Source organism: Maricaulis sp. (genome assembly GCF_034670125.1).
In the GTDB taxonomy this organism is placed as follows: Bacteria; Pseudomonadota; Alphaproteobacteria; order Caulobacterales; family Maricaulaceae; genus Maricaulis.
Genome location: NZ_JAXMOC010000003.1, coordinates 471,211 through 493,740 on the forward strand (window position 1 = coordinate 471,211; position 22,530 = coordinate 493,740).

Annotated in this window: 20 protein-coding genes; 12 read left to right on the plus strand and 8 right to left on the minus strand. The window is 63.4% G+C overall.

All coding sequences use genetic code 11. The features are described 5' to 3' along the window. The first annotated feature begins 155 nt into the window (after window positions 1-155). Complete coding sequence (locus tag VOI18_RS08470; protein ID WP_323761964.1) at window positions 156-2,666, plus strand: zinc-dependent metalloprotease; 2,511 nt, start codon at window positions 156-158, stop codon at window positions 2,664-2,666. Further along, window positions 2,663-3,697 carry a hypothetical protein gene (locus VOI18_RS08475; protein WP_323761965.1) on the plus strand — a complete coding sequence of 345 codons (1,035 nt, stop codon included), beginning with the start codon at window positions 2,663-2,665 and terminating at the stop codon, window positions 3,695-3,697. Before VOI18_RS08470 ends, VOI18_RS08475 begins: the two co-directional genes overlap by 4 nt. Before the next feature lie 64 nt (window positions 3,698-3,761). Here VOI18_RS08475 and VOI18_RS08480 read toward each other — a convergent pair whose 3' ends face one another. The 3 genes from VOI18_RS08480 to VOI18_RS08490 form a co-directional block, all read right to left on the minus strand. Further along, window positions 3,762-4,433: a TorF family putative porin gene (locus VOI18_RS08480; protein WP_323761966.1), complete on the minus strand. Its 672-nt coding sequence runs from the start codon at window positions 4,431-4,433 to the stop codon at window positions 3,762-3,764. 250 nt (window positions 4,434-4,683) lie between these two features. After that, window positions 4,684-6,033: an ammonium transporter gene (locus tag VOI18_RS08485; RefSeq protein WP_323761967.1), complete on the minus strand. Its 1,350-nt coding sequence runs from the start codon at window positions 6,031-6,033 to the stop codon at window positions 4,684-4,686. A 568-nt stretch (window positions 6,034-6,601) separates the two neighbouring features. Next, window positions 6,602-6,979, minus strand: a complete 378-nt coding sequence (locus VOI18_RS08490; RefSeq protein ID WP_323761968.1) for a YbaN family protein — start codon at window positions 6,977-6,979, stop codon at window positions 6,602-6,604. A 191-nt stretch (window positions 6,980-7,170) separates the two neighbouring features. Between VOI18_RS08490 and VOI18_RS08495 the strand changes: the two genes are divergently transcribed. The 10 genes from VOI18_RS08495 (at window position 7,171) to leuB (ending at window position 17,826) form a co-directional block, all read left to right on the plus strand. After that, entirely contained in the window at window positions 7,171-7,308 is a 138-nt protein-coding gene (locus tag VOI18_RS08495) for a hypothetical protein (RefSeq protein ID WP_323761969.1), read from the plus strand. 86 nt (window positions 7,309-7,394) lie between these two features. Then, the gene (locus VOI18_RS08500) at window positions 7,395-9,119 is read left to right on the plus strand and encodes a dihydroxy-acid dehydratase (RefSeq protein ID WP_323761970.1); all 1,725 of its coding nucleotides are present in this window, start codon (window positions 7,395-7,397) and stop codon (window positions 9,117-9,119) included. Then, window positions 9,116-10,132: a ketol-acid reductoisomerase gene (gene ilvC / locus VOI18_RS08505; protein WP_323761971.1), complete on the plus strand. Its 1,017-nt coding sequence runs from the start codon at window positions 9,116-9,118 to the stop codon at window positions 10,130-10,132. Before VOI18_RS08500 ends, ilvC begins: the two co-directional genes overlap by 4 nt. 40 nt (window positions 10,133-10,172) lie before the next feature. Next, complete coding sequence (gene ilvG / locus VOI18_RS08510; RefSeq protein ID WP_323761972.1) at window positions 10,173-11,894, plus strand: acetolactate synthase 2 catalytic subunit; 1,722 nt, start codon at window positions 10,173-10,175, stop codon at window positions 11,892-11,894. A 2-nt stretch (window positions 11,895-11,896) separates the two neighbouring features. Next, window positions 11,897-12,217, plus strand: a complete 321-nt coding sequence (locus VOI18_RS08515) for an ACT domain-containing protein (protein WP_323761973.1) — start codon at window positions 11,897-11,899, stop codon at window positions 12,215-12,217. Continuing rightward, entirely contained in the window at window positions 12,199-13,788 is a 1,590-nt protein-coding gene (locus VOI18_RS08520) for a 2-isopropylmalate synthase (protein ID WP_323761974.1), read from the plus strand. The genes VOI18_RS08515 and VOI18_RS08520 overlap by 19 nt, the downstream gene beginning before the upstream one ends. 14 nt (window positions 13,789-13,802) lie before the next feature. Beyond that, complete coding sequence (locus VOI18_RS08525; protein WP_323761975.1) at window positions 13,803-14,759, plus strand: branched-chain amino acid transaminase; 957 nt, start codon at window positions 13,803-13,805, stop codon at window positions 14,757-14,759. Continuing rightward, complete coding sequence (gene leuC, locus VOI18_RS08530) at window positions 14,749-16,188, plus strand: 3-isopropylmalate dehydratase large subunit (protein ID WP_323761976.1); 1,440 nt, start codon at window positions 14,749-14,751, stop codon at window positions 16,186-16,188. Before VOI18_RS08525 ends, leuC begins: the two co-directional genes overlap by 11 nt. Beyond that, window positions 16,181-16,768: a 3-isopropylmalate dehydratase small subunit gene (gene leuD / locus VOI18_RS08535; RefSeq protein WP_323761977.1), complete on the plus strand. Its 588-nt coding sequence runs from the start codon at window positions 16,181-16,183 to the stop codon at window positions 16,766-16,768. Before leuC ends, leuD begins: the two co-directional genes overlap by 8 nt. After that, window positions 16,765-17,826 carry a 3-isopropylmalate dehydrogenase gene (gene leuB / locus VOI18_RS08540; protein ID WP_323761978.1) on the plus strand — a complete coding sequence of 354 codons (1,062 nt, stop codon included), beginning with the start codon at window positions 16,765-16,767 and terminating at the stop codon, window positions 17,824-17,826. Before leuD ends, leuB begins: the two co-directional genes overlap by 4 nt. A 15-nt stretch (window positions 17,827-17,841) precedes the next feature. On the opposite strand, the gene VOI18_RS08545 is transcribed toward leuB, so the two are convergent. From VOI18_RS08545 to VOI18_RS08565, 5 genes are all read right to left on the minus strand, one after another. Then, window positions 17,842-19,002, minus strand: a complete 1,161-nt coding sequence (locus tag VOI18_RS08545) for a dipeptidase (RefSeq protein WP_323761979.1) — start codon at window positions 19,000-19,002, stop codon at window positions 17,842-17,844. A gap of 104 nt (window positions 19,003-19,106) precedes the next feature. Next, a complete protein-coding gene (locus VOI18_RS08550) occupies window positions 19,107-20,009 on the minus strand; it encodes a hypothetical protein (RefSeq protein WP_323761980.1) in 903 nt (300 codons plus the stop codon). A gap of 159 nt (window positions 20,010-20,168) precedes the next feature. After that, a complete protein-coding gene (locus VOI18_RS08555; protein ID WP_323761981.1) occupies window positions 20,169-21,032 on the minus strand; it encodes an ATP-binding protein in 864 nt (287 codons plus the stop codon). After that, window positions 21,025-22,209, minus strand: a complete 1,185-nt coding sequence (locus VOI18_RS08560) for a fused response regulator/phosphatase (protein ID WP_323761982.1) — start codon at window positions 22,207-22,209, stop codon at window positions 21,025-21,027. Before VOI18_RS08560 ends, VOI18_RS08555 begins: the two co-directional genes overlap by 8 nt. 15 nt (window positions 22,210-22,224) lie before the next feature. Beyond that, window positions 22,225-22,527: an STAS domain-containing protein gene (locus tag VOI18_RS08565; protein WP_323761983.1), complete on the minus strand. Its 303-nt coding sequence runs from the start codon at window positions 22,525-22,527 to the stop codon at window positions 22,225-22,227. Between the last annotated feature and the right edge of the window lie 3 nt (window positions 22,528-22,530).

The following is a 22,530-nucleotide window of genomic DNA, read 5'->3' on the forward strand; positions in this document are numbered from 1 at the left end:
CGTTCGCCAACGCGATCCCGATCAATCTGTCACTCTCCGGGAGAAAGATCGACCGCGCAGCAAATTGTATACGATATCCGAAACTGTCAAGACCACCGGGTGACACTATCGGGTGCTTCGTCTAGCGTCCGGGCAAAGAACGGGGACAGAACCACATGAAGACCACCACGATGATGCTGATGATGATCGCGCTCGGCGCGACGGCGACCACCTTGCCGCCGGCTGCCACGGCCCAGGAGCCGGAGAGCTTTGGTGAAGTTGTTGAAAATCTTGAACATCGTGAGGGCTTCATCCCGCTCTGGGTCGACCCGACGGACGGTCGCATCCTGGCCGAACTGAGCACCGGTGAGGAGGATGGTCTGGGCCGCATGATCTATACGGCCAGCCTGACTTCCGGGCTCGGATCCAACCCGGTCGGGCTCGATCGCGGCCTGGGATCAAGCTCGGAAATCCTTCGCTTCTTCCGCGTCAACGATCAGGTTTTTGCGGAGTTCGAGAATCTTCGCTACCGCGCCGACGGGGCCGGTGCGGACGAAGCGGCGGCGACCCGAAACTCCTTCGCCCGCTCGATCATCTGGTCCACCGCCATCGTCGCGGAAGACCAGGGACGTGTCCTGATCGACCTGTCCGATTTCCTGATACGGGATCCGGTCGGTACGGCCGATCAGCTCTCCGACAGTGGTCAGGGCAGCTTTTCCGTCGCCAGTGACCGCTCGGCCGCGATCACCGAAAGCGCACTGGCCTTTCCGTCGAATGTCGAGATCGACGCGCTGCTGACCCTCACCGGCACGAGTCCGGGTTCCGAGGTCAGAGCCGTCACCCCGGCACCGGATTCGGTGACCCTGACCGTTCACCATTCCTTCGCCGCCCTGCCAGCAGCTGGCTATGAGCCCCGGGAAGCCGATGACCGCTCCGGCGCCATCACCCGCGATTACTACGACATGGCGAGCCCGCTTGCCGAACCGGTTCGGCGCTCGCTGGCACTTCGTCATCGCCTTGAACGCGTTGACCCATCCGCCCAATCCGGTCCCGTCGTCGAGCCGATCATCTACTACCTGGACCGCGGAACCCCGCCGCTCATCCGTGATGCGCTGATCGAAGGTGGCAATTGGTGGGCCGACGCCTTCACCGCCGCCGGATATGAAAACGCGTTTCGCGTCGAGCTCCTGCCGGAAGACGCCCACCCGCTCGACATCCGTTACAATGTCATCCAGTGGGTGCACCGGCAGACGCGGGGCTGGTCCTATGGCGGATCAGTCATCGATCCCCGCACCGGTGAGATCATCAAAGGCCGGGTCATCCTCGGTTCGCAGCGCGTGCGTCAGGACAGGATGATCTTCGAAGGTCTCGTCGGGACAGCCAATACCGGCACCGGATCGGCGGATGATCCGCTCGAGCTTGCCCTCGCCCGCATCCGCCAGCTATCAGCCCACGAGATCGGCCATACGATCGGTCTGGCTCACAATTTTGCGGCCAGCATTTCGGACCGGGCCTCGGTGATGGACTACCCCGCCCCGCTCGTCACGCTCGACGACGCAGGCGGGATCGATACCAGCCAAGCCTATGATGTCGGCATCGGTGCTTGGGACAGGGTCGCGATATCCTGGCTCTACGGCGAGTTTGGTGACGGCGCGAGCGAGGCGGCCACACTCAGCCGTATTCTCGACGACGCGGCGTCCCGCGGTCTGCTCTACATCACCGACCGCCATGCCCGTGGCAATTCCAGCGCCCATCCGCTTGCCAATCTGTGGGACAATGGTGCCGATCCAACCGCGATGCTGACCGAAACCATGGCCGTGCGGGCACGCGCCCTGGACGGATTCGGATCACACGTGCTTGCTGCTGGCCAGCCCGCGAGTGCGTTGCGTCAGGTATTGCCGCCCATTTACCTTTATCATCGCTACCAGGTGGAGGCCGCAGCGAAAGCGATCGGCGGCGCGGTGTTCAATTACGGCCCCAACCGATCCGGCCTGATCGGCCTGACACCGGTTGATGCGGCCGATCAGGCGCGCGCCATTGATGCCCTGCTGGCAACGCTGGAGCCCCGGACGCTTGACCTCCCGGACTCCATCCTGGCCCTGATGATGCCGGCACCGTTCGCGGACTATGACGCTGCCGCAACCCGTGAGCTGTTCCGCTCCGACGATTATCCGGCGTTCAGCCGCGCCGACGCGGCGGCCGCGGCCGGGCGCATCACCCTGCAGGCAATGCTCAATCCGTCACGCCTGTCGCGACTGGCTGACCAGGCCGCGCGAGACGCGTCGCACATGCCCCTGCCCGCCGTGTTCGACCGCGTGGAGGCGACCCTCTTTGACGCGCCACGCGACGAGGCCATGCGGCTACAGCCCGTCCGCCAGGCCTTGCAAGCCGAGTATGTTGCGCAATTGCTGCAGATTGTGGCTGACGGCCCGGCGACACCGGCGGCGATGGCGAGGCAACGCCTGGAAACAATCGCCCGCAACGAACCGGGCCGGCGGCGGACAGATGCCGCCAGCTCCCACCAATTGTGGCTGGCCCGGGCTGCCGCGGCCGGACTGGAGCGTTTCGATGCGGGCGAAACACCTGAGTTCGTCGACACGCCGATTCCCCCGGGCAGCCCGATCGGTGCCGACACATGCTGGCATTGCGACAGCGCCACACTGCTCGGCCTCGGACAGGATCAATGAGCCCGGCCGGGCACGCCGGCCTTGGCCTGGTTGCCAGCATCCTGGCAGGCTGCGCGGGCGAAACCTGGACCGTCACGGAACAGGCCAGCGGTGTGACGTCGTCCCTGCGCGGGCTGAGCGTGGTTGATGATGACACGGTCTGGATCGGCGCGCCTGACGGTCAGGTCCTGCTCACCCTCGATGGCGGGGCGACTTGGCAGGTCTCCACAGCGCCTGAGGCGGAAGGAGCGGACTTGCGCTCGGCTCAGGGATTCGACGGCCGGACGGCACTCTTTGCCACCGCCGGACAGCCCGCCCGAATACTTGTGACCCGCGATGGCGGCGAGACCTTTGCCACGGTCTGGGATGATGCCAGTGGCGGAGCCTTCATAGACAGCATCGCCTTCTGGGATCGCGAGCGTGGACTGGCCTTTTCCGACCCGGTGGGCGGAGCCTTCCTGATCCTGCGGACCCTTGACGGCGGCAATAGCTGGCACCGCCTGGATGACCTGCCCCAACCGTTGGAGGGCGAAGCAGGGTTTGCAGCATCGAACAGCTCGATCGCCCTGACTGGCGATGGTTGCGCCTTCATCGGCACGGGTGGCGCGGCCATTGCCCGGATCCTGCGCAGTTGTGACTATGGCGAGCACTGGGATGCCATGGAAACGCCACTCGCCGCCGGTTCGGGTGGCGCCGGTATTTTTTCCGTTGCGACTGGTCAGTCCGGCCTCCTGGTAGCGAGTGGCGGCGACTATCTGGCCCCGACAGGCCAGGCTGGAAATTTCGCTACCTCAACCGATCGCGGCGAGACCTGGCAGGTTTCGCCAAGCCCCCCGCTCGGCTACCGATCCGGGATCACCGAATTCGGCAGTCAATGGATCACCGTCGGCACCAATGGCGTCGATATCGGCGCCGACACGGACGGCGCATTCGTCTGGCGGGATAGCGGTTGGGGCATGGTCGCGCCCAACGCCGTCGCTGTCTCGCCGAGCGGAAATGCCGGCTGGATCATTGGCGCGAACGGCAGCGTCTGGAAGCTGACCCCACGATAGGATCAGGCCCGGCGTTTGGCCGGGCCTGATGGCGTCTCCAATCCCTGCGGGCCAGGAACCCGAACTAGCCGCCGAAGCTCTGCGAGAATGACAATACGATGCTGTCATCACCGCCGTCGGACAGGTCGTGATAGCGCAGATCCCACCCGACATTTCCAAACACGGTGCCGGAAACGCCAATCTGATAGTCTTCGTAGTCCGCGACGGGGAGATCATCGAACCGGCTGGCACCGATACGGCCGTCGAGACTGATCCCCTCAGCCACTTCTACACCAACGCCGGTTTCCAGATACCAGGCCTGACCGATTTCGCCGTAGAATTCGGGTGAGTAGGACAATTTCGCATCCCAGGCGACCGGCCCGAATTCGCGGCCGAGACCACCGTAGAATTCGACGAAATTCTGATCACCGCCCGCGCTGGGACTGTCAGGGTAGGCGTAGTAGATCACGCCGATATCCCAATCGAACCCCGCTCCCGAAAAGGCGTATCCACCATACAGGTCGAGCTCCATTGTGGTGTCATCGGAAAAGTCGACGCTCGACCCCCAGACACCGACATAGAAGCCATCTGCCTCGACATCGAATCCGCCGGAGATCGCAGGGCCGCCATCGGTCTGGGTGACGCCGCGGAAAATATAGTCAGTGGTGAGCGCGACATTGCCGGTGATCTCCTGGGCAGCGACCGGAGCGGTGAAACAGCAGGCCGCAAGGCCAAGGGCGAGAATATTGGTTTTCATGATTTACTCCTGGGTGAAACATTGGGTGGTCGGGAATGCGAAAGTCTGGTGGTCCGGTGTCGGGGACGGGAGCGCAGCTCTCCCGTTTGCCGCGTGATCACCGGCGCTGTGTTCAAGGGTTTCGGGTGAGCCGGCCTGGACCGGCGCCCTGCGTGTGCTGGAGCGGATAAAGCCGGCTCCTGGTCAGCCCCGTCCGGCGGCGGAACCGGCACCGGGGAGACAGGCTCACCAGTGCCGGACACCTTTGCCGTTACTGCGCCGGGGCCGGGACCTTTCCCACGTCGGAGGCGAAAATCGAGCCCGCGTCATGTCCGAGTTCGGACAGGTCGCCGCCGACGTTCTCCGCATCTGGCGAGAGACGGATTCCGACGGTCATCTTCAGCGCGAGCCAGACAATGAAGCTGGTCGCAAACACGAAGGCACCGATTGCCCCGACACCCACCGCCTGACCGAAAAAGGTCGCGTCGGCATTGGTGAGGGGGACAGCCATCGTGCCCCAGATGCCGGCGAACAGGTGAACCGGGATCGCGCCAACGACGTCATCGATGCGGATAGTTTCAAGCAGTTTGGCGCCAAATGTGGCGATGACCGCACCGACTGCGCCAATGGCGATGGCCTGCAGGATCGTCGGGGTCAGCGGCTCGGCCGTGATGGCAACCAGGCCCGCCAGTGCGCCATTGAGGCAGTAAGCCAGATTGGCCTTGCCGCCTCCCAACAACATGGACAGCAGATAGGCGGTCACGACGCCACCGGCCGCAGCCATGTTCGTGTTGGCAAAGATTTGCGAGATGGCGACCGCGTCACCGGCAGAGCCCAGCGCCAGCTGGGAGGCGCCGTTGAAGCCGAACCAACCGAACCACAGGATGAAGGTACCTAGCGTGGCCAGAGGCAGTGAACCGGGCATCATCGGCTTGGCATCCGGCCCGAACCGCCCGGACCGGGCGCCCAGAAGGATCGCGCCGGCCAAGGCGGCCCAACCACCGGTCGAGTGAACCAGCGTCGATCCGGCGAAGTCCGAGAAACCGAAGTCGGCATCCAGCCAGCCACCGCCCCATTCCCAGGACCCCTGAACCGGGTAGATGATCGCGGTCAGGACAACCACGAAGATGAAGAAGGGCCCGAGCTTGACCCGTTCGGCGATGGTGCCGGACACGATCGAGGCGGCGGTCGCGACGAACACCATCTGGAAAAACCAGTCCGAGGCCGCGGCATAACCCGTTCCCAGGTCAATGGACGCGTCGGAAGACACTTCAGACGGCACCCACATTTCCGGGATCCCGAAATAGGGCGTCTGGCCGCCATACATGACCTGATAGCCGACCAGGTAGAACATGATGCCGGCAATCGAGTAGAGCGCGATATTCTTCAGGCAGATCGCCGCTGTGTGCTTGGTCCGCACAAAACCGGCTTCAAGCATGGCGAAACCCGCAGCCATCAGCATCACGAGGAATCCGCCAATAAGGAATAACAGCGTATTGAAAACGAACGCTGTTTCTTCCGACACCTCGGCATGCGCGGCGCCGGTCAGACCGATACCGGCAACCACGGCACATAAAGCGCCCCTTGCCAGTGTCTTGCCCATTTGTGTGCTGCCAATCATTGGGATCCCCCGTTTCTGGCAATTGCCCCTCACCATCCGGCCTGTCATCAGGTCGCGAACAGGGCTGCGGACTGCCCGCAGCACTTCCAAAACTTGTGTTGGATCGATGAGGCGACGGTCGCCGGAAGGGCCCGTCCCGAGGCGGACCGGGGACGGTCCGCTATCACTCACGATCCGCACCGCTTCACAGCGGTGGCGGATCCAATCAGTGCGCTCTGTGTCTGGTCACCTTGAGGCGACTCTTGATCTGGCAAGCCTAGGCATCGTGATATTGCAATGCAACATATTTCTCATATCGGCATATTTCTGGCTGTCTGTATCGTGAAAACTCCATTTTTGCTTTCTGTCTGCAATTTTATGCCCTCCGGAAAGAGGCTGGCGTCGGCCGCCGCCAGCAGTTCAATCCACAGAGTCACGACATGATCGGATGTCGCCCGCAAATTTGCTGCGTGTGCACAATCGTCCGTCAACCGGATAATCCTGATTCCCATGCTGAAGATTGGCGCTGCTCCGAAATGGGCGCGGCTGCACAGGTTTGAAGCAAGTTGATGCCAGGCTCAAACGGAGTTCAGGAGTCGCCTTCTGACCCGTCCGGACGGGACAGAATGAACACCGCAACGACCGAAAGAACGAGCAGTTGGACCAGGATCAGCTCAACGCGAACCTGCAACCAGAGACTCAAGGCCACCGCAACCAACATTGCGAAAACAGCCAGCAATTTCGATCTTCTGTCGATCCGCCCATGTTCGCGCCAGTTCCGGATCAAGGGTCCGAATTGCCGATGCGACATCAGCCAGGCATGCAGGCGCGGCGAAGACCGCGCGAATGCAAACGCTGCCAGCAGGAGAAACGGCGTGGTCGGAACCAATGGCAGCGCAACGCCGACAATCGCCAGCACCACACACAACAGGCCAAAGCCTCGCCACATCTGCCGTTTCAGCCACATCAAGAAATCCTAGCCCGTTTCGCGCGCGCGAGCGCGTAAATTTCTTGTGCACACATCCAACCAAAAAGCGGTCGCAATGCCAGTTTGTGCCAATTTATCTGTTTTGATGATGTTTTTTTTCAAAACGGGGTTGCCTTAACCAAAATCACCGGTCACGTTGCGCTGCAATAGAGTTCTGGAAAGCCGATCCGATGATCAATGCGTTTGCCCTGCCGGTTACCCCGGCCGCTGCCCTGACGGGCGAGCGGGCAAACACGCTCGGCCTCCTTCTCCTCGTACTCGTACTTATTATCGCCACCATAACGGGAGCGGTTGACGCGCCTGCCTGACGAGAGACCTCGGACACGCAGACACAAAAAACCCCGCTCCCGGAAACGGAGCGGGGTTTTTTGTGTTTCGACCACGGAACATGATGATGACCCATACCAATCGCAAATCCTCAGACGCCATCACGGCAGGCCCGGCCCGCGCGCCGGCCCGCGCCATGCTGCGCGCGACCGGCATGGAGGATGGCGATTTCGACAAGCCGATGATCGGGGTGATCAACACCTGGACCACGGTCACGCCCTGCAACATGCATCTGGCAGACCTGGCTGAGCCGGTCCGCGAAGCCGTGCGCGACGCGGGTGGACATCCGGTCGACTTCAACACCATCGTCGTCTCCGACGGCATCTCCATGGGCACGGATGGCATGCGCGCCTCGCTCATCTCGCGCGAGGTGATCACCGACTCGATCGAACTGGCCACGCGCGGCCACAGCCTGGATGGTGTCGTCATCCTGGTTGGATGCGACAAGACCATTCCTGCCGCGGCCATGGCCTTGGCCCGCATGGATGTGCCGGGCTGCATCCTCTATGGCGGCACGATCATGCCAGGCCGGATGGGCGGTCAGGACCTGTCGATCCAGGACGTGTTCGAGGCTGTTGGCGCCCACGCCGCCGGCGCGCTGGACGACGACGGTCTGGCGCAGGTCGAGAAGAAAGCCTGCCCTGGTGCCGGAGCCTGTGGCGGCCAGTTCACCGCCAACACCATGGCGATGATCCTGACCATGCTGGGCCTGTCGCCAATGGGCGTGAACGACATCCCCGCTCCGCATCCCGACAAGCCAGCCGCCGCCGCCCGCTGTGGTCGCCTCGTGGTCGAACTGGCCAAGGACGGCACCACGCCGCGGCGCTTCATCACCGAAGCTTCGTTGCGCAACGCCGCTGTCGCCGCTTCAGCGTCGGGCGGGTCTACCAATGCTGTCCTGCACGTCGCCGCAATCGCCGCCGAAGCCGGCATCGCGTTCGACATTGCAGAGTTCGACCGCATTTCAAGTCAGGCTCCGGTCATTACAGACCTCAAGCCGGGCGGGCGCTTCCTGGCTCACCACATGTTCCTGGCGGGCGGCTCGCGTCTGTTTGGCCAGCGCCTGATCGAGGGCGGCCTGCTGGCCGACACCCCGACCGTGACCGGCCTCAGCCTGCACGCGGAGTGCGCCAGCGCCAGCGAAGCCAAAAACCAGCGCGTCATCCACAGCATCGCCAATCCGGTCAAACCCGATGGCGGCTTCCGCATCCTGGCGGGCGATCTGGCACCCGAAGGCGCAGTCCTGAAACTGTCAGGCCATGACCGCTCGGAATTTTCCGGTCCGGCCCGCGTGTTTGAATGCGAGGAAGACGCCTTCGCCGCCGTCAGTGCCAACTCGGTGAACGCCGGCGACATCATCATCATCCGCAATGAGGGGCCCAAAGGCGGCCCTGGCATGCGTGAAATGCTGGGCGTGACCGCCGCTCTGGTCGGACAAGGCCTGGCCGGCGATGTCGCCCTGATCACGGATGGTCGCTTTTCCGGTGCGTCCAAGGGCTTCGTGATCGGCCATGTCAGCCCGGAGGCCGCTGATGGCGGTCCGATCGGCCGCGTCCGCAATGGCGACAAAGTCCGCATCGACGTTACCGCTCGCCGGATCGATGTCGATGCCGATCTGTCCAGCCGTCCGCAATCCGCTTCCGGTCGGCCCGCGCCGACCGGTGTCTTCGCCAAGTATGCCGCCCTGGTCTCTTCAGCCTCGCGCGGTGCCACCACGATCATCGCGCCGACGCCCGTTGCGACGCCGCCGCAAACAACCGCCATGCAATCCAAGCAGGAGATGCCCGCATGACCGCGTCCACCCCGTCCCGCCGTTCCGACTTCGAAGTCGACACGACAGCTTTCAAATCCCAGCCGATCGCCGTGATCGGCTATGGCAGCCAGGGCCGTGCCCACGCCATGAACCTCAAGGAAAGCGGATGTGACGTGACGGTCGGCGTCCGACCCGGTGGACCGGGTGAGAAGAAAGCCAAGGCTGACGGCCTGAAAACCGCAACGCCCGAGGAAGCCACCAAGGGCGCCAAGCTGATCGCCATCCTGACCCCGGACATGAGCCATGAGGCCCTGTTCCGCGAGTCGATCGCCCCCAACCTGTCACCCGGTGATGCGGTCCTGTTCGCACACGGTTTCTCGGTCCATTTCGGCCGCGTCACAGCGCCTGAAGGCGTTGATGTCATCCTCGTTGCCCCGAAAGGGCCCGGCGATCTGGTCCGCCGTGAGTATGAAATCGGCCGCGGCGTGCCCTGCCTTTTTGCCGTCCACCAGGACGCGACCGGTCAGGCCCGCAATCGGGCGCTTGGCTATACCGCCGGTATCGGTGGCGCCAATTCCGGCATCATTGAAACCACCTTCGCGGAAGAGACCGAGACCGACCTGTTCGGCGAACAGGCTGTTCTGTGTGGCGGCGCGACCGAGCTGGTGATGGCCGGCTACGAGACCCTGGTCGATGCCGGCTACCAGCCGGAAGTCGCCTATTTCGAATGCCTGCACGAACTCAAGCTGATCGTCGACCTGCTCTATGAGGGCGGCATGGCCAAGATGCATGAATTCATCTCGGAGACCGCCATCTACGGTGATCTGCGCTCCGGCCCGCGCGTCATCAATGACGAGACCCGCGCCCGCATGCGTGAAGTCCTCAAGGACATCCAGGACGGCACATTTGCCCGCGACTGGATCACCGAGAACCAGGCCGGCAAGCCGCAATACCAGGCGCTTTTGCGCAAGGACCTGGAACACCCGATCGAAAAGACCGGCGCCGCGCTGCGGGCCGACATGCCGTGGTTGCAACCGGGTGCGAACGCCTGAGCGGCCCGACCTGACCTGATCTGAAAAAGGACCAAGAGAGATGACGGCCCTGCCCGCCTCCGAAATCGACGACACGACCTCCAGCGTTGCCGCCGTGCGCCCTGCCCCCCGACAGACCGGGGCGCATGCGGTGGTCCGCACGCTGGAAGCGTTGGGCGTCACCCGCGTTTTCGGATATCCGGGCGGGGCCATCATGCCGGTCTATGACGCGCTGACCGGCTCGTCCTTGCAGCACATCCTGGTCCGCCACGAACAGGCCGCCGCCTTTGCCGCCGATGCCCAGGCGCGGCTGACCGGCAAGGCTGGTGTCTGCCTGGCGACCTCCGGGCCGGGGGCCACCAACCTCCTGACAGGCATCGCCAATGCTTATCTGGACAGCGTCCCGATGATCATCCTGACCGGCCAGGTGCCGTCCGGGCTGATGGGGACGGACGCGTTTCAGGAAGTCGACGTGTTCGGCATGTCGATGCCCGTCGTCAAACACTCGATCATCATCCGCGATCCGATGCGAATTCCGGAGATGATCGCCGAAGCCTTCCAGATTGCCGAAAGCGGACGCCCCGGTCCGGTTCTCATAGATCTGCCGAAGGATGTCTTACAGGCCGAGGCGTACCCCCAAATCCCCCCCCAGCCTCGGCCTGAGGCCGGGTCGTCGCATCCGTCAGAATCAGACCTGGCGGCCGCGACGACCCTGCTGGCCCAATCAAAGCGCCCCGTCTTCTATATCGGCGGCGGCGTTGCCTTGGGCGGCGCGGTTGAGGCCGTGCGTGACTTCATGGAGCGAACCGGAATCCCGACGGTCGCGACCCTGAAAGGTCTGGGCTGCCCGAATCCGGACAGCGAGACGTTTCTGGGCATGTTGGGCATGCATGGCGGCCGCGCCGCCAATGTCGCCGTCGATGAAAGCGACCTCCTGATCTGTTGCGGCGCCCGTTTCGACGACCGTGCCACCGGCCGCCTGGACACATTCGCACCCGGCGCCCGGATCATCCACATCGATGGCGACGCTGCCGAGATTGACAAGCTGCGCCGCGCCGAGATCGGATTGGCCGGCGACATCTCCGCCATTCTGGCGGGCATCACCAATGACTGGCTCGACATTGCCGAGTGGCGCGATGAGTGCGTCGGGCGCAGACACCGTCACGCCTTTCGTTATGACGCGCCGGGCTCGGGCGTTTTCGCTCCGGCCATGCTGAAGCAATTGTCGGAAGCCGCCGGCGACGACTTCATCGCCGCCTGCGATGTCGGCCAGCACCAGATGTGGGTGGCCCAGCATTGCCGTTTCTCGCGGCCGGAACACCATCTGACATCCGCCGGTCTGGGTGCGATGGGATATGGCCTGCCGGCCGGAATTGGCGCCGCCATGACCCGTCCGGACGCCAAGGTCGTCACCATTACCGGCGACGGCTCGATCATGATGAACATCCAGGAGCTGGCGACCGCGCGCCGCTATGGCGTGCCGATCCGCATCCTGCTGCTGGACAATGCCTCCCTGGGCCTGGTCCGGCAGTGGCAGGAGTATTTCTTCGAGGAGAATTTCTCGGAGATCGATCTCTATGACAATCCCGATTTCGCGGAAGTGGCCCATGCCTTCGGCATCGAGGCTTTCACCGTTCACAGCCGCGAGGAAGTTCCCGCGGCCATCGACCGCCTGCTGAACGCCCGCGGCCCGATCCTCGCGCATGTCCTGATCGACCCGCGTGAGAATGTCTGGCCGCTGGTGCCGCCGGGCGCGTCCAATGCCGACATGATGGAGGACTGATCATGCGCACCTCGCTTCGTATTGAACTCGCCGATTCAGAAGGCGCCCTGATGCGACTCATCGGCCTTGTGGAACGCCGCGGCTTCACGATCGCCGCGATGGACAAATCGGAAACCTCCGGCAGCCAGTCGACTGTGACCCTGTCGCTCGATGCCCGCGATGAGGCCCGAAACATGGACGTGCTGGCCCGCCAGGTCGCGCGTCTGCTCGACGTTCGCAGTGTCTTCACGCGTGACCCCGGCGACCGGATCGCACCCGAGATTGCTGCCCGCGCGGCGCCGTCCACGGACCGATGGAGGCAGGCATGCCCACCCCGACATTGAGACCCATCCCGACACAACAACCTGATCGGCTGCAGATATTCGACACCACCCTGCGCGACGGCGAGCAGGCGCCCGGCTTCTCGATGAATCCGGCGGAGAAACTGGAGATCGCCCGCCTGCTCGAAGCGATGCGGGTCGACACGATAGAAGCCGGCTTCGCAGCCGCCTCACCGGGCGACAGCGAGGCCATCCGGTTGATCGCATCGGAAATCCGCAGTTCGACCCTTTGCTCGCTGGCACGCGCCACGGAACAGGATATCGACGCGGCCGCCTTCGCGCTCCAACCTGCCCGTCGAAAACGGCTGCACATCTTCATCGCCACCAGCCCGATCCATCGCGAAGCCAAACTGCGCATGTCGCGCCGGGAGGTGCTGCAAACCATCGAGCGCTGCCTGAAACATGCCGCCGGAACATTCGACGAGATCGAGTTCTCCGCCGAGGACGCATTGCGCACCGAGCCGGACTTTCTGATCGAGGCCATGAGTTGCGCCGCAGCCAATGGCGCCGACGTCCTCAACGTCCCCGACACCGTCGGCTATTCCGAGCCGGACGAAATCCGTGCGGTGTTCGAGCGCCTGGCGACCCATGTCGAGCGGCCCGGACACGTGATTTTCTCCGCCCATTGTCACAATGATCTGGGTCTCGCCGTCTCCAACTCTCTGGCCGCCGTCAAAGGCGGCGCACGGCAGGTCGAGTGCGCCATCAACGGTATCGGCGAGCGGGCCGGCAATTGTTCACTGGAGGAAATCGTCATGGCCCTGCAGGTGCGGGCGGACGTCTTCCCGGCCATCAGCCATGTCGATGCAACCAAGATCTGGACCGCAAGCCAGCGCCTGTCCCGTGTGACCGGCGCGGCCATCGCCCCGAACAAGGCCATCGTTGGCAGGAACGCCTTCGCGCACGAGGCCGGCATTCATCAACACGGCATGATTTCCGATCGGCGCACCTACGAGATCATGACTCCGGAAAGCGTCGGCGCGCCGGGCTCCGAACTCGTTTTGGGCAAGCATTCGGGCAAGCATGCGCTGGTGCAGCGCCTGGCCAAGCTTGGCTACCAGCCGGATCCGGAACCGCTGAACCAGGTCTTCACGGACTTCAAACACCTGGCTGACGAGCTGGGCGAAGTGAATGATGCCGACCTGGTCGCCATGATGGAGGGTTTCTCCCCCAGCGGATCGCGTTGGACCGTGCTGCGCACCGAGTTGCGCACCACCGCGGGACGCCAGCCCAAGCAATTTGCCCGGGTCGAACTGGAGCATCCCGACCGGGGCCGCGTATCAGACATTGCCTCAGGCGACGGCCCGATGGCCGCTGCGTTCGCGGCCGTGCAACGCATCACCGGTACCGATGCCACAGTAACGGCGCTGGAAACGAGAATGCGGTCAACGACGACTGGTCGCGAATTCGTGGCTGACATAAGCGTCGATATCGACGGCGCAATCTTCTCCGGGCGCGCACGCGGTCCCGATGTCGTCACAGCAGCCATAGACTCGCTGCTTTTCACACTCGATCGCGGCGAGGCCTATGGCCGGGCCGACATGACCCCGCAACAACCGGCCGCGGCCGTCTGACAGGAATTGAAACAATGGCTATCCAGGAAACCGACTTCATCTGGCGCAATGGCGAACTGATCGACTGGCACGAAGCCCAGACCCATGTGCTCTCACACGCCCTGCATTACGGCTCCTCGGTCTTCGAGGGGATCCGCTGTTACAACACGCCCACCGGACCGGTGATCTTCCGCCTCACCGACCACGTCAAGCGCCTGTTCAACAGCGCCAAGGTCTATCACATGCCGATCAACCACACCGTCGAGGAGGTCGAGGCCGCCTGCCGGATGGTGATCCGCGCCAATCACCTCAAGGACGCCTATATCCGGCCCGTCGCCTTCTTCGGCTATGGCGGGATCGGTGTCCTGCCTGGCGCCGATACAAAACCGGAGATTTGCATAGCCGCCTTCCCATGGGGTGCTTATCTGGGCGAGGAAGCCCTGACCAAGGGCGTGGATTGCTGCATCTCGTCCTGGAGCCGCCCGGCCCCGAACACGATCCCGACCGGCGCCAAGGCTGGCGGCAATTACCTGTCCTCCATGCTGATCAGCCACGAAGCCCATTCGCGCGGTTTCGACGAAGGCATCGGCCTCGACGTCAATGGCCTCGTCTCGGAAGGCGCCGGCGAGAACATCTTTGTCGTCTCCGATGGCATCATCCGCACCCCGCCCAGCTCGGCGTCGATCCTGTCCGGCCTGACTCGCGATGCGGTGATGAAGCTGGCCGAAGCGGAAGGGTTCGACGTCCGCGAACAGACCCTGTCACGCGAAAGTCTCTATTTCGCCGACGAGATCTTCTTCACCGGCACCGCCGCCGAGATCACCCCGGTGCGCTCGGTTGACGGTCATGTTGTCAGCGCCGGTGGGCGCGGACCGATCGCCGAGTTGATGCAAAAGCGCTTCTTCGGCCTGTTCTCCGGCGAGACCCCGGACCGCCATGGCTGGCTGCAGCCGGTCCAGGACAATGCGATGGAGATCCAGCATGTCGCCTGAGACGAAGGTCACGGGCAAAGCTCCGCGTTCGCTGTTCGACAAGGTGTGGGACGCCCACCAGGTACGCGCCGAAACGGCGGAGACGCCGGGCCTGCTGTATATCGACCTGCACCTGGTACATGAGGTGACCTCGCCGCAGGCCTTCTCTGTCCTCGCCGAACGGGGTCTGAGGGTGCGTCGGCCGGACCGGACCCTGGCCACCATCGACCACGCCACCCCGACCCTCGACTTCGCAGCCGGGGATGCGCCGCCCTACGCAACGGCGGCCGCGCGCAATCAGGTCGAGACCCTGCAGTCAAATACCGCCAAGCACGGCATCACCCTGCATGGCTGGGGCAGCGGGCACCGCGGCGTCGTGCATGTGATCGGTCCGGAACTGGGCGCCACCCAGCCGGGCATGACGATCGTCTGCGGCGACAGCCATACCGCGACCCATGGCGCATTCGGAGCGCTCGCTTTTGGCATTGGCACCACCGAGGTCGGTCACGTCCTGGCCTCGCAATGCCTGCTGCAACGAAAACCGAAATCAATGCGCATCACGGTGGATGGCGAGACCGCACCAGGTATCTCCGCCAAGGACATTATTCTCACCATTATCGCCGAAATTGGTGTCGATGGCGGAACGGGCTGTGTGATCGAATATGCCGGCAGCGCCATTGAGGCGCTCGACATGGAGGGCCGGATGACGGTCTGCAACATGTCGATCGAAGCCGGCGCCCGCGCCGGCATGATCGCACCGGATGAAACCACTGTCGCCTGGCTTGAAGGGCGCGAGCAGGTGCCTGCCGGGCCCGATTGGGACGCAGCGATCAAGCGATGGACCGCACTGCGCAGTGATGACGGGGCCCCTTTCGACCATGATGTCATGATCGACGCGGCTACAATCCGGCCGATGGTGACCTGGGGCACTGCGCCGGATACCGGGATCGCCGTCAACGCGCCTATTCCCCAACCGCGCAGCCCGTCGCACCGGAAGGCCCTTGCCTATATGGGACTGGAAGCGGGCATGCCGGTTGCCGGCACACCGGTTGACCAGGTTTTCATCGGCTCATGCACCAATTCCCGCATTACCGATCTGCGCGAAGCCGCCGCCATCATGAGCGGACGTCGCGTCGCAAACGGTATCCGGGCGCTGGTGGTGCCCGGTTCCGTGGCAGTCCGCGCCCAGGCCGAAGCCGAAGGGCTCGACCGCATCTTCACTGACGCCGGCGCCGAGTGGCGCCAGCCGGGCTGTTCGATGTGCATCGCCATGAACGGCGACCGCGGCGAGCCGGGCCAGCTGGTCGTTTCGACGTCCAACCGCAATTTCGAGGGCCGCCAGGGCCCCGGCGTGCGCACCGTCCTCGCCAGTCCGGCCACCGCCGCCGCGGCCGCCATCGCCGGTCATGTCATCGATCCGGCCGAACTGATGGAGCCTGCCCATGCCTGATCAAACGGACAATATCCGCCAGATCGACAGCCGGACCTTCGTGATCGATCAGGAAGACATCGATACCGACCAGATCATCCCGGCCCGTTTCCTGACCACGACCAGCCGCGACGGGCTGGGCAAGCTGGCCTTCCATGACTGGCGCTATGATGGCGACGGCAACCCCCTCGAAGCGGTATCGCTGAACAGTCTCGACACGGCTGAATGCCGGGTTCTGGTCGCGGGCCGCAATTTCGGCTGTGGCTCATCGCGCGAGCATGCGCCCTGGGCTCTGCATGATTTCGGCTTTCGCGCCGTCATTTCGAGCGAGTTTGCCGACATATTCCGCTCCAATTCGGCCCGCAACGGCCTGCTGCCGATCATGGCGCCGGAAGCGGCTCACAACTGGCTGCTGGCCAATCCCGGCGTGGCGATCAAAATCGACCTTGCCAGCCAACATGTCGATCTGGGCAATGGCCCCGGTTTCGACTTCGCCATCGAACCCTTCGCCAAACATTGCCTGATGGAAGGCACCGACCCGCTCGGCTTCCTGTTGGGACATGCCGACGATATCGACGCATACGAGGCCGCAAACGCATGACCTACCGGATCATCCTTTTGCCCGGCGACGGAATCGGACCGGAAATCACCGCCGTGGCCCGCGCCGTGCTGGAACAGGTGGCCGCGCTGGAAGGCTTCCGGATCGAGTTCACCACCTGCGCCTTCGGCGGCGCCTCGATCGATGAATTCGGCGAGCCGCTGACCGCGGCGACCCTGAAGACTTGCCAGACAGCCGATGCCATCTTTCTGGGAGCCGTTGGCGGTCCCAAATGGGACCGGGCCGATACCCGCCCCGAGGCCGGCCTTCTGGCGATCCGCAAAGCGCTCGGAGTCTACGCCAATCTGCGCCCGGCAGCTGTCCACCCGGCGCTCGCGGGCAAGTCACCCTTGCGCCCGGACCTGGTCGCCGGAACCGATGTGCTGATCGTGCGCGAACTGACCGGTGGCATCTATTTCGGACAGCGCGAACGCAGCGCCGACAGCGCCAGCGACAAATGCACCTATTCGCGCTTCGAGATTGAGCGTGTCGCCCGCATCGCCTTTGAGCAGGCGCGCCTGCGTCGCGGCAAGCTGACCTCGGTCGACAAGGCCAATGTGCTGGAAACCAGCCGCCTGTGGCGGGACGTGGTCAGCGAGATGGGCGCCCGCGACTTTCCCGATATCGAACTCGACCACATGTATGTCGATGCCGCCGCCATGCACATGCTGCGCGCCCCGGCGAGCTTCGACGTCATCGTCACCGAGAACATGTTCGGCGACATCCTTTCCGACGAAGCCTCCATGCTGCCCGGCTCGATCGGCCTGTTGGGATCAGCCTCGCTAGGTGACCAGAAACCCGGCCTCTTCGAACCCATCCACGGTTCGGCGCCCGACATTGCCGGTCAGGACAAGGCCAACCCCATTGGCGCCATCGAGGCGGTGGCGCAATTGCTGGAGAGCCTGGACGAGACCCGCGCGGCGGGCCGCATTCGGGCCGCCATAAACGCGATGCACGAGGCGGGCGAGTGGACCGGAGATCTGGGCGGATCACTGTCCTGCTCGCAGGCGGGTATGAAGCTGGTCGAACGGCTGGAAGCGGAGGCCGTGGCGGCGGAGTAACTGCCGCCTGCCGGGTTACTGCGGCAGGTTTTCGAGAAGAAACCGGATCGTGTTGCCGCCCATCACCTGGCCCACTTCATCGGCGCTGAGGCCGGCGGCGAGCAGGCGGTCGGTCAGGACGACATATTCCGAGGCATCGAATGTCGTGGTGACCGTGCCGTCATAGTCCGAGCCCAGCGCGACATGGTCGATGCCGACCAGCTCGACCGCCGCCACAATGGCCGCTGCGACGCCAGCCGGGCTGTCGTCGCAGGTGACATCAGCCCAGAAGCCGATCCCGATCAGCCCGCCGCCGGCGGCGATGCGCTGCATCAGGGCGTCGGGGATGTTGCGCTTGACCTCGCAATGACCGTGCACGCCGGTATGGGAGACCACCAGCGGGCTGCTCGTCATAGCCAGCACATCCTCGACCACTTGCGGCGAGGAGTGGGCGACATCGATGATGAGGCCGCGCTCGTCCATGCGGCGGATCACATCGCGGCCGAAATCCGTCAGCCCGGCATTCGAGACACCGTGGAGCGAGCCGCCGAGCTCATTGTCGAAGAAATGCTGCAGGCCAAGCATGCGGTAGCCGGCCTCCCAGAGCACATCGACATTGGCGATGTCGCCTTCCAGCGGATGAGCCCCCTCGGTTTCCAGCAAACCGGCCAGCGCTGTCGGATCGGTCTCCCGAGCGGCCAGCACCGCTTCCAGGTCGGCGCGATTCCGGACAACCGTGAAACTGTCATCCCGCTCAGCCAGACGGTTCAACCGGTCAGCATGGTAGACCGCGCGTTCCAGGATCGAACTCCAGGTCCGGATCGGCCAGCGCTGGACAATGGCGAGGGCGGTAATGTCGTCACTGTCAGCGGTATTGCTGTCATAGTTCTGGCCCGAGGGCGTCTTGGTGACGCTGGAGAAAACCTGAAGCACCACGCCGCCGGCACGCAGGCGAGGCAGGTCGGTATGACCGCGATCATTCCAGCGCGTCGGATCACGCATCCACAACAGCATGTCGGAATGAAGGTCGGCGACCGGCAGGGTTGCGTGCAGGGTCTCGGCCTCGGCGCTCGGCGTATAGGGCGCGTGAGGCCTGACGACATTCATGTCAGCATCAATGCGAGCCGGGAGGATGAAGAAGACAAAACCGCCCGCAACGAGGACAGCCGCCAACAAGATGCCGATGAAGATACGCATGAAGAACCCGCCCGAATGACCCATCAAAGCCATAAACCGGAAAGCCGGACAGCAAAAGGGCGGCCGCTTGGCAGCGACCGCCCATCCGCGTGACCCGCGATCGATTACTCGCTGTAAAGCTCGGAAATCGACAGCGTCGCTTCAGTGCCGCCACCCTGGCTGTAGGAGCCGATCCAGATGTCGTAGGTCCCGGAGGCCGCATTGTTGAAGGTCAGGGCCGGGTTCAAGCCGACATTGCCACCATCATCATTGCAGTGCCAATTGCCGTTCGGATCATTGACCAGGATGGTCGTGTCCGAACTGGACGCAGCCGACAGGATCAGCGGCAGCGACCCGGCCGTGAAATTGAGTTCGAAATCCGGAGCTGCAGATACCCAGCCGGCACAACCGGACCGAACCGAGTCAGCCCGGTAACCACCACCGGAGATGATGTTCACCCGATAAGGGTCAGGCGTGAATCCGCCGCGCAGGTTGGCCGAGCCGAAATTGGCGGACAACGACCAGTCAATGCCCCGGGAGGACGGCTGCGGGGCAGGATCGCCAGCCAGACCGAGTTCGGAAATCGACAGGGTGGCCTGGGCATAATCGCCTTCCGAATAGGAGCCGACCCAGATGTCATACCGACCGGACGCCGGATTGGAGAAGGTCATGCTCGGATTGAGGCCTTCACCGCTGTCATCATCGCAATACCAGCTGGTATCCGGGCCGTTGACGACGAGGGTGGTGTCGGTGTCCGAGACCGCGCCGATGGTCAGGTCGAACATGTTCCCGGCTTCGTAATAGACCGAGTAATCGGGCGCGTTGGCGATCCAGCCGCGACAGCTGCTCGACAGGTTGCTGGCCCGCAACTGCCCGCCTGACGTCAGGGTGACATTGTGCGGGTCTGGCGTGAATCCGGAGCTCAGATTGACGGATCCGAACGTCGCCGGCGCCGAGAAATCCTGGGCGATCGCAGGGCTGGCGAGAAGCGCTACTGTGACCACACTTGCGAAAATTTGGGTTTTCATCAATTTCCCCCTCCAGACCGTGTGGAACGCCCCTGCGATCCGGCAATCACGTCTGGTCCGGGACAGAATAAGGGATGTTGCGGCTGAACCCTAGCTGAATGCCGGAATATTCGTATCTTTCTGAAACGACCCCACCGCGATGTTTGACCGGGCTGGCCGTCAGGAATGCGGCTCCAGCAGGATCGTTGCTTCCACAACATTGCCGACGCCATGATAGGTCAGCGATGAAAATGACAGGTCGCGCGCCATGGCGATCCCGCGTCCACGATAGCCGGACTTTTCACCGTCCGCAGACCTGTACCGCTCATGATCAAATCCGGCGCCCTCATCCTGGACTGTCATCGATATGAGCCGCGTACTGCGCTGAAAAGACAGAGTGACCATACGGTCCGAATACTGCGGGTCCTGCAGACGAGCCTCGACCTCCTCCCGCCACGTGCCGGCCATCAGAAGTTCCTGTTTCATGTCGGCATCAATCTCGAGATTTCCATGCTCGACGGCATTGATCAGCAATTCCTGCAATCCGATCGCGACCAGATCCGAATTGGGGCAGGCATGAGCGATCATGGTCGCGAGATTCCGGGCCTCGTCCAAGGTTCGCAAGGCAAACTCGCCGCGCAAGATCGTTCCAACCGCGGATCGACGGCGGGCGACCTCCGACTTGAGGCTCATAACCTGATCATGGAAGTCCTTGGCCGCTGTGACCACTGACGTCACAGACCCGACGTCGACATCCGCAGACAGCACGAAATCAGCGTGCACATCAGACGCCTTGCCTTTTGTGATCAGGATAGATTGCTGCGCGCCGGCATTGCGATCCGCAGCCTGCCCGATCGCATCACGATGCGCATCGTCAACGATGACGAGACTGACACATGCACCGGCCGGCAGGCTTGCTGTCGTGACGACGGCCTCCCGAAAACGGGTCGCCAGGTCCTTGTGAACAGCGTCCGCGACCGGACTGGCTGCAAGCCGGACCCAGATCACATCGGTCGGCACGGGTGGTGATATCCGCTCACCCATCGCCAGCGACCTCCAACAGCAAAAGCGTCAGATCATCCCGGCGGGTGGCGGCTTCACTGTCAAAAACACGCTGGACCAGGGCTTCATGGAAACCGGGGCCGGCCTCCGTTTCCAGGACTGCCCGCACATGTGCGACCAGGTCGGCCGGTTCCAGCGACTTCTCCGGCTCGTCGAAATTTTCGTACAAGGCGTCGCTGTAGAAGAATACCCGGTCGCCCGGGGCGATTGGCACGCTGTGTGTTTCATAGCATGCCGCCTCGGAGCACCCGAGAATAACGCCACAATGGTCAAGTGCCTGCCAGCCGCCCGTCTTCTCAAGCACGAGGGGTGGCGGCGCACCGGCAGCGGCGTATTGAATGCAACCGCCAGCGATATCCACAACGCCGTAGAAGGCCGTGGCGAAATGTTCGACCGGAAGTATCTGGCACAGGCCCACATTGAGGGATGTCAGCCACGCTCCGGGCGTCGATCGGTAATCGACCTGGTCTTCCGCCAGCATGTGTACGCGAAACGCGTTGATGGCGGCAGCCACTCCATGACCGGACAGGTCGACCATGAAGATGCCGAAGCGCGTCGCGTCGATTTCGAATACCTGCCAGAGATCACCGCCGAGCTGGTTTGACGCCTTGTAGAACGTGGTCAGCCTGGCCTTCCGTGGCCCGACGATCGCGGCGACCTCGCGCTCGGACTTGAGCAGGGAGACCTGCATGGCCTCCGCGGCTTTCAACTCATCCTGCATGCGACGACGGTAGCCCTGCAAGCTGTCGATCATTCGCCGGCGCTCGAGATGGAGCCGCGTGCGGGACACCAGTTCATGGGCATGGATGGGTTTGGACACGATATCCGATGCGCCGGCGTCAAACGCCGTTGCCCGATGATCGGCGTCCTGCAGTCCCGTCTGGATCAGGATCGGCATGGCGAGTGCCAACCGTTCCCGCGCTTCCCGGCACACCTGTATTCCGTCTTTTCTCGGCATGACGATATCCAGAATGACCATATCGACAACGCGTCGCTCGAGTATCTCGAGTGCTTCAACGCCGTCTGCGGCAAAGGTCAGATTGTTGAAGCCGGCGGCCTGCAGGATCGACCCGATCAGGAGCCGGGACGATTGGAGATCATCAACGACAAGGATGGCGGCAGTATCTTCGGTGCCGGCTTCGGCGATCGGATCTGCCATGCCGCCCACCTGCCCCTATTCGACCGGAATAAGCTGGTCGATCTTGGACAACTCGACCACCTTGGCGACGTGTCCCTTAACTCCCGAAAGACACAGGAACTTGCCGGACTTGGCAGCCTTGTCCTTGGCCAGCAAAAGCATGCCGATGCCAGCCGAGTCGATCATCTTGGTGGTCGCGAGCGAAAGCTCGACAGCCGCTTCCTGGCAATCAGCGATCTCACTGACAACACGCCGGAAAGCCTCGTGATCGTCAAAGGTGAGCATGCCTGAAATCGACACGACCAACCGGCCATCACGGACGTCACTTCGGTAGTCCATCTT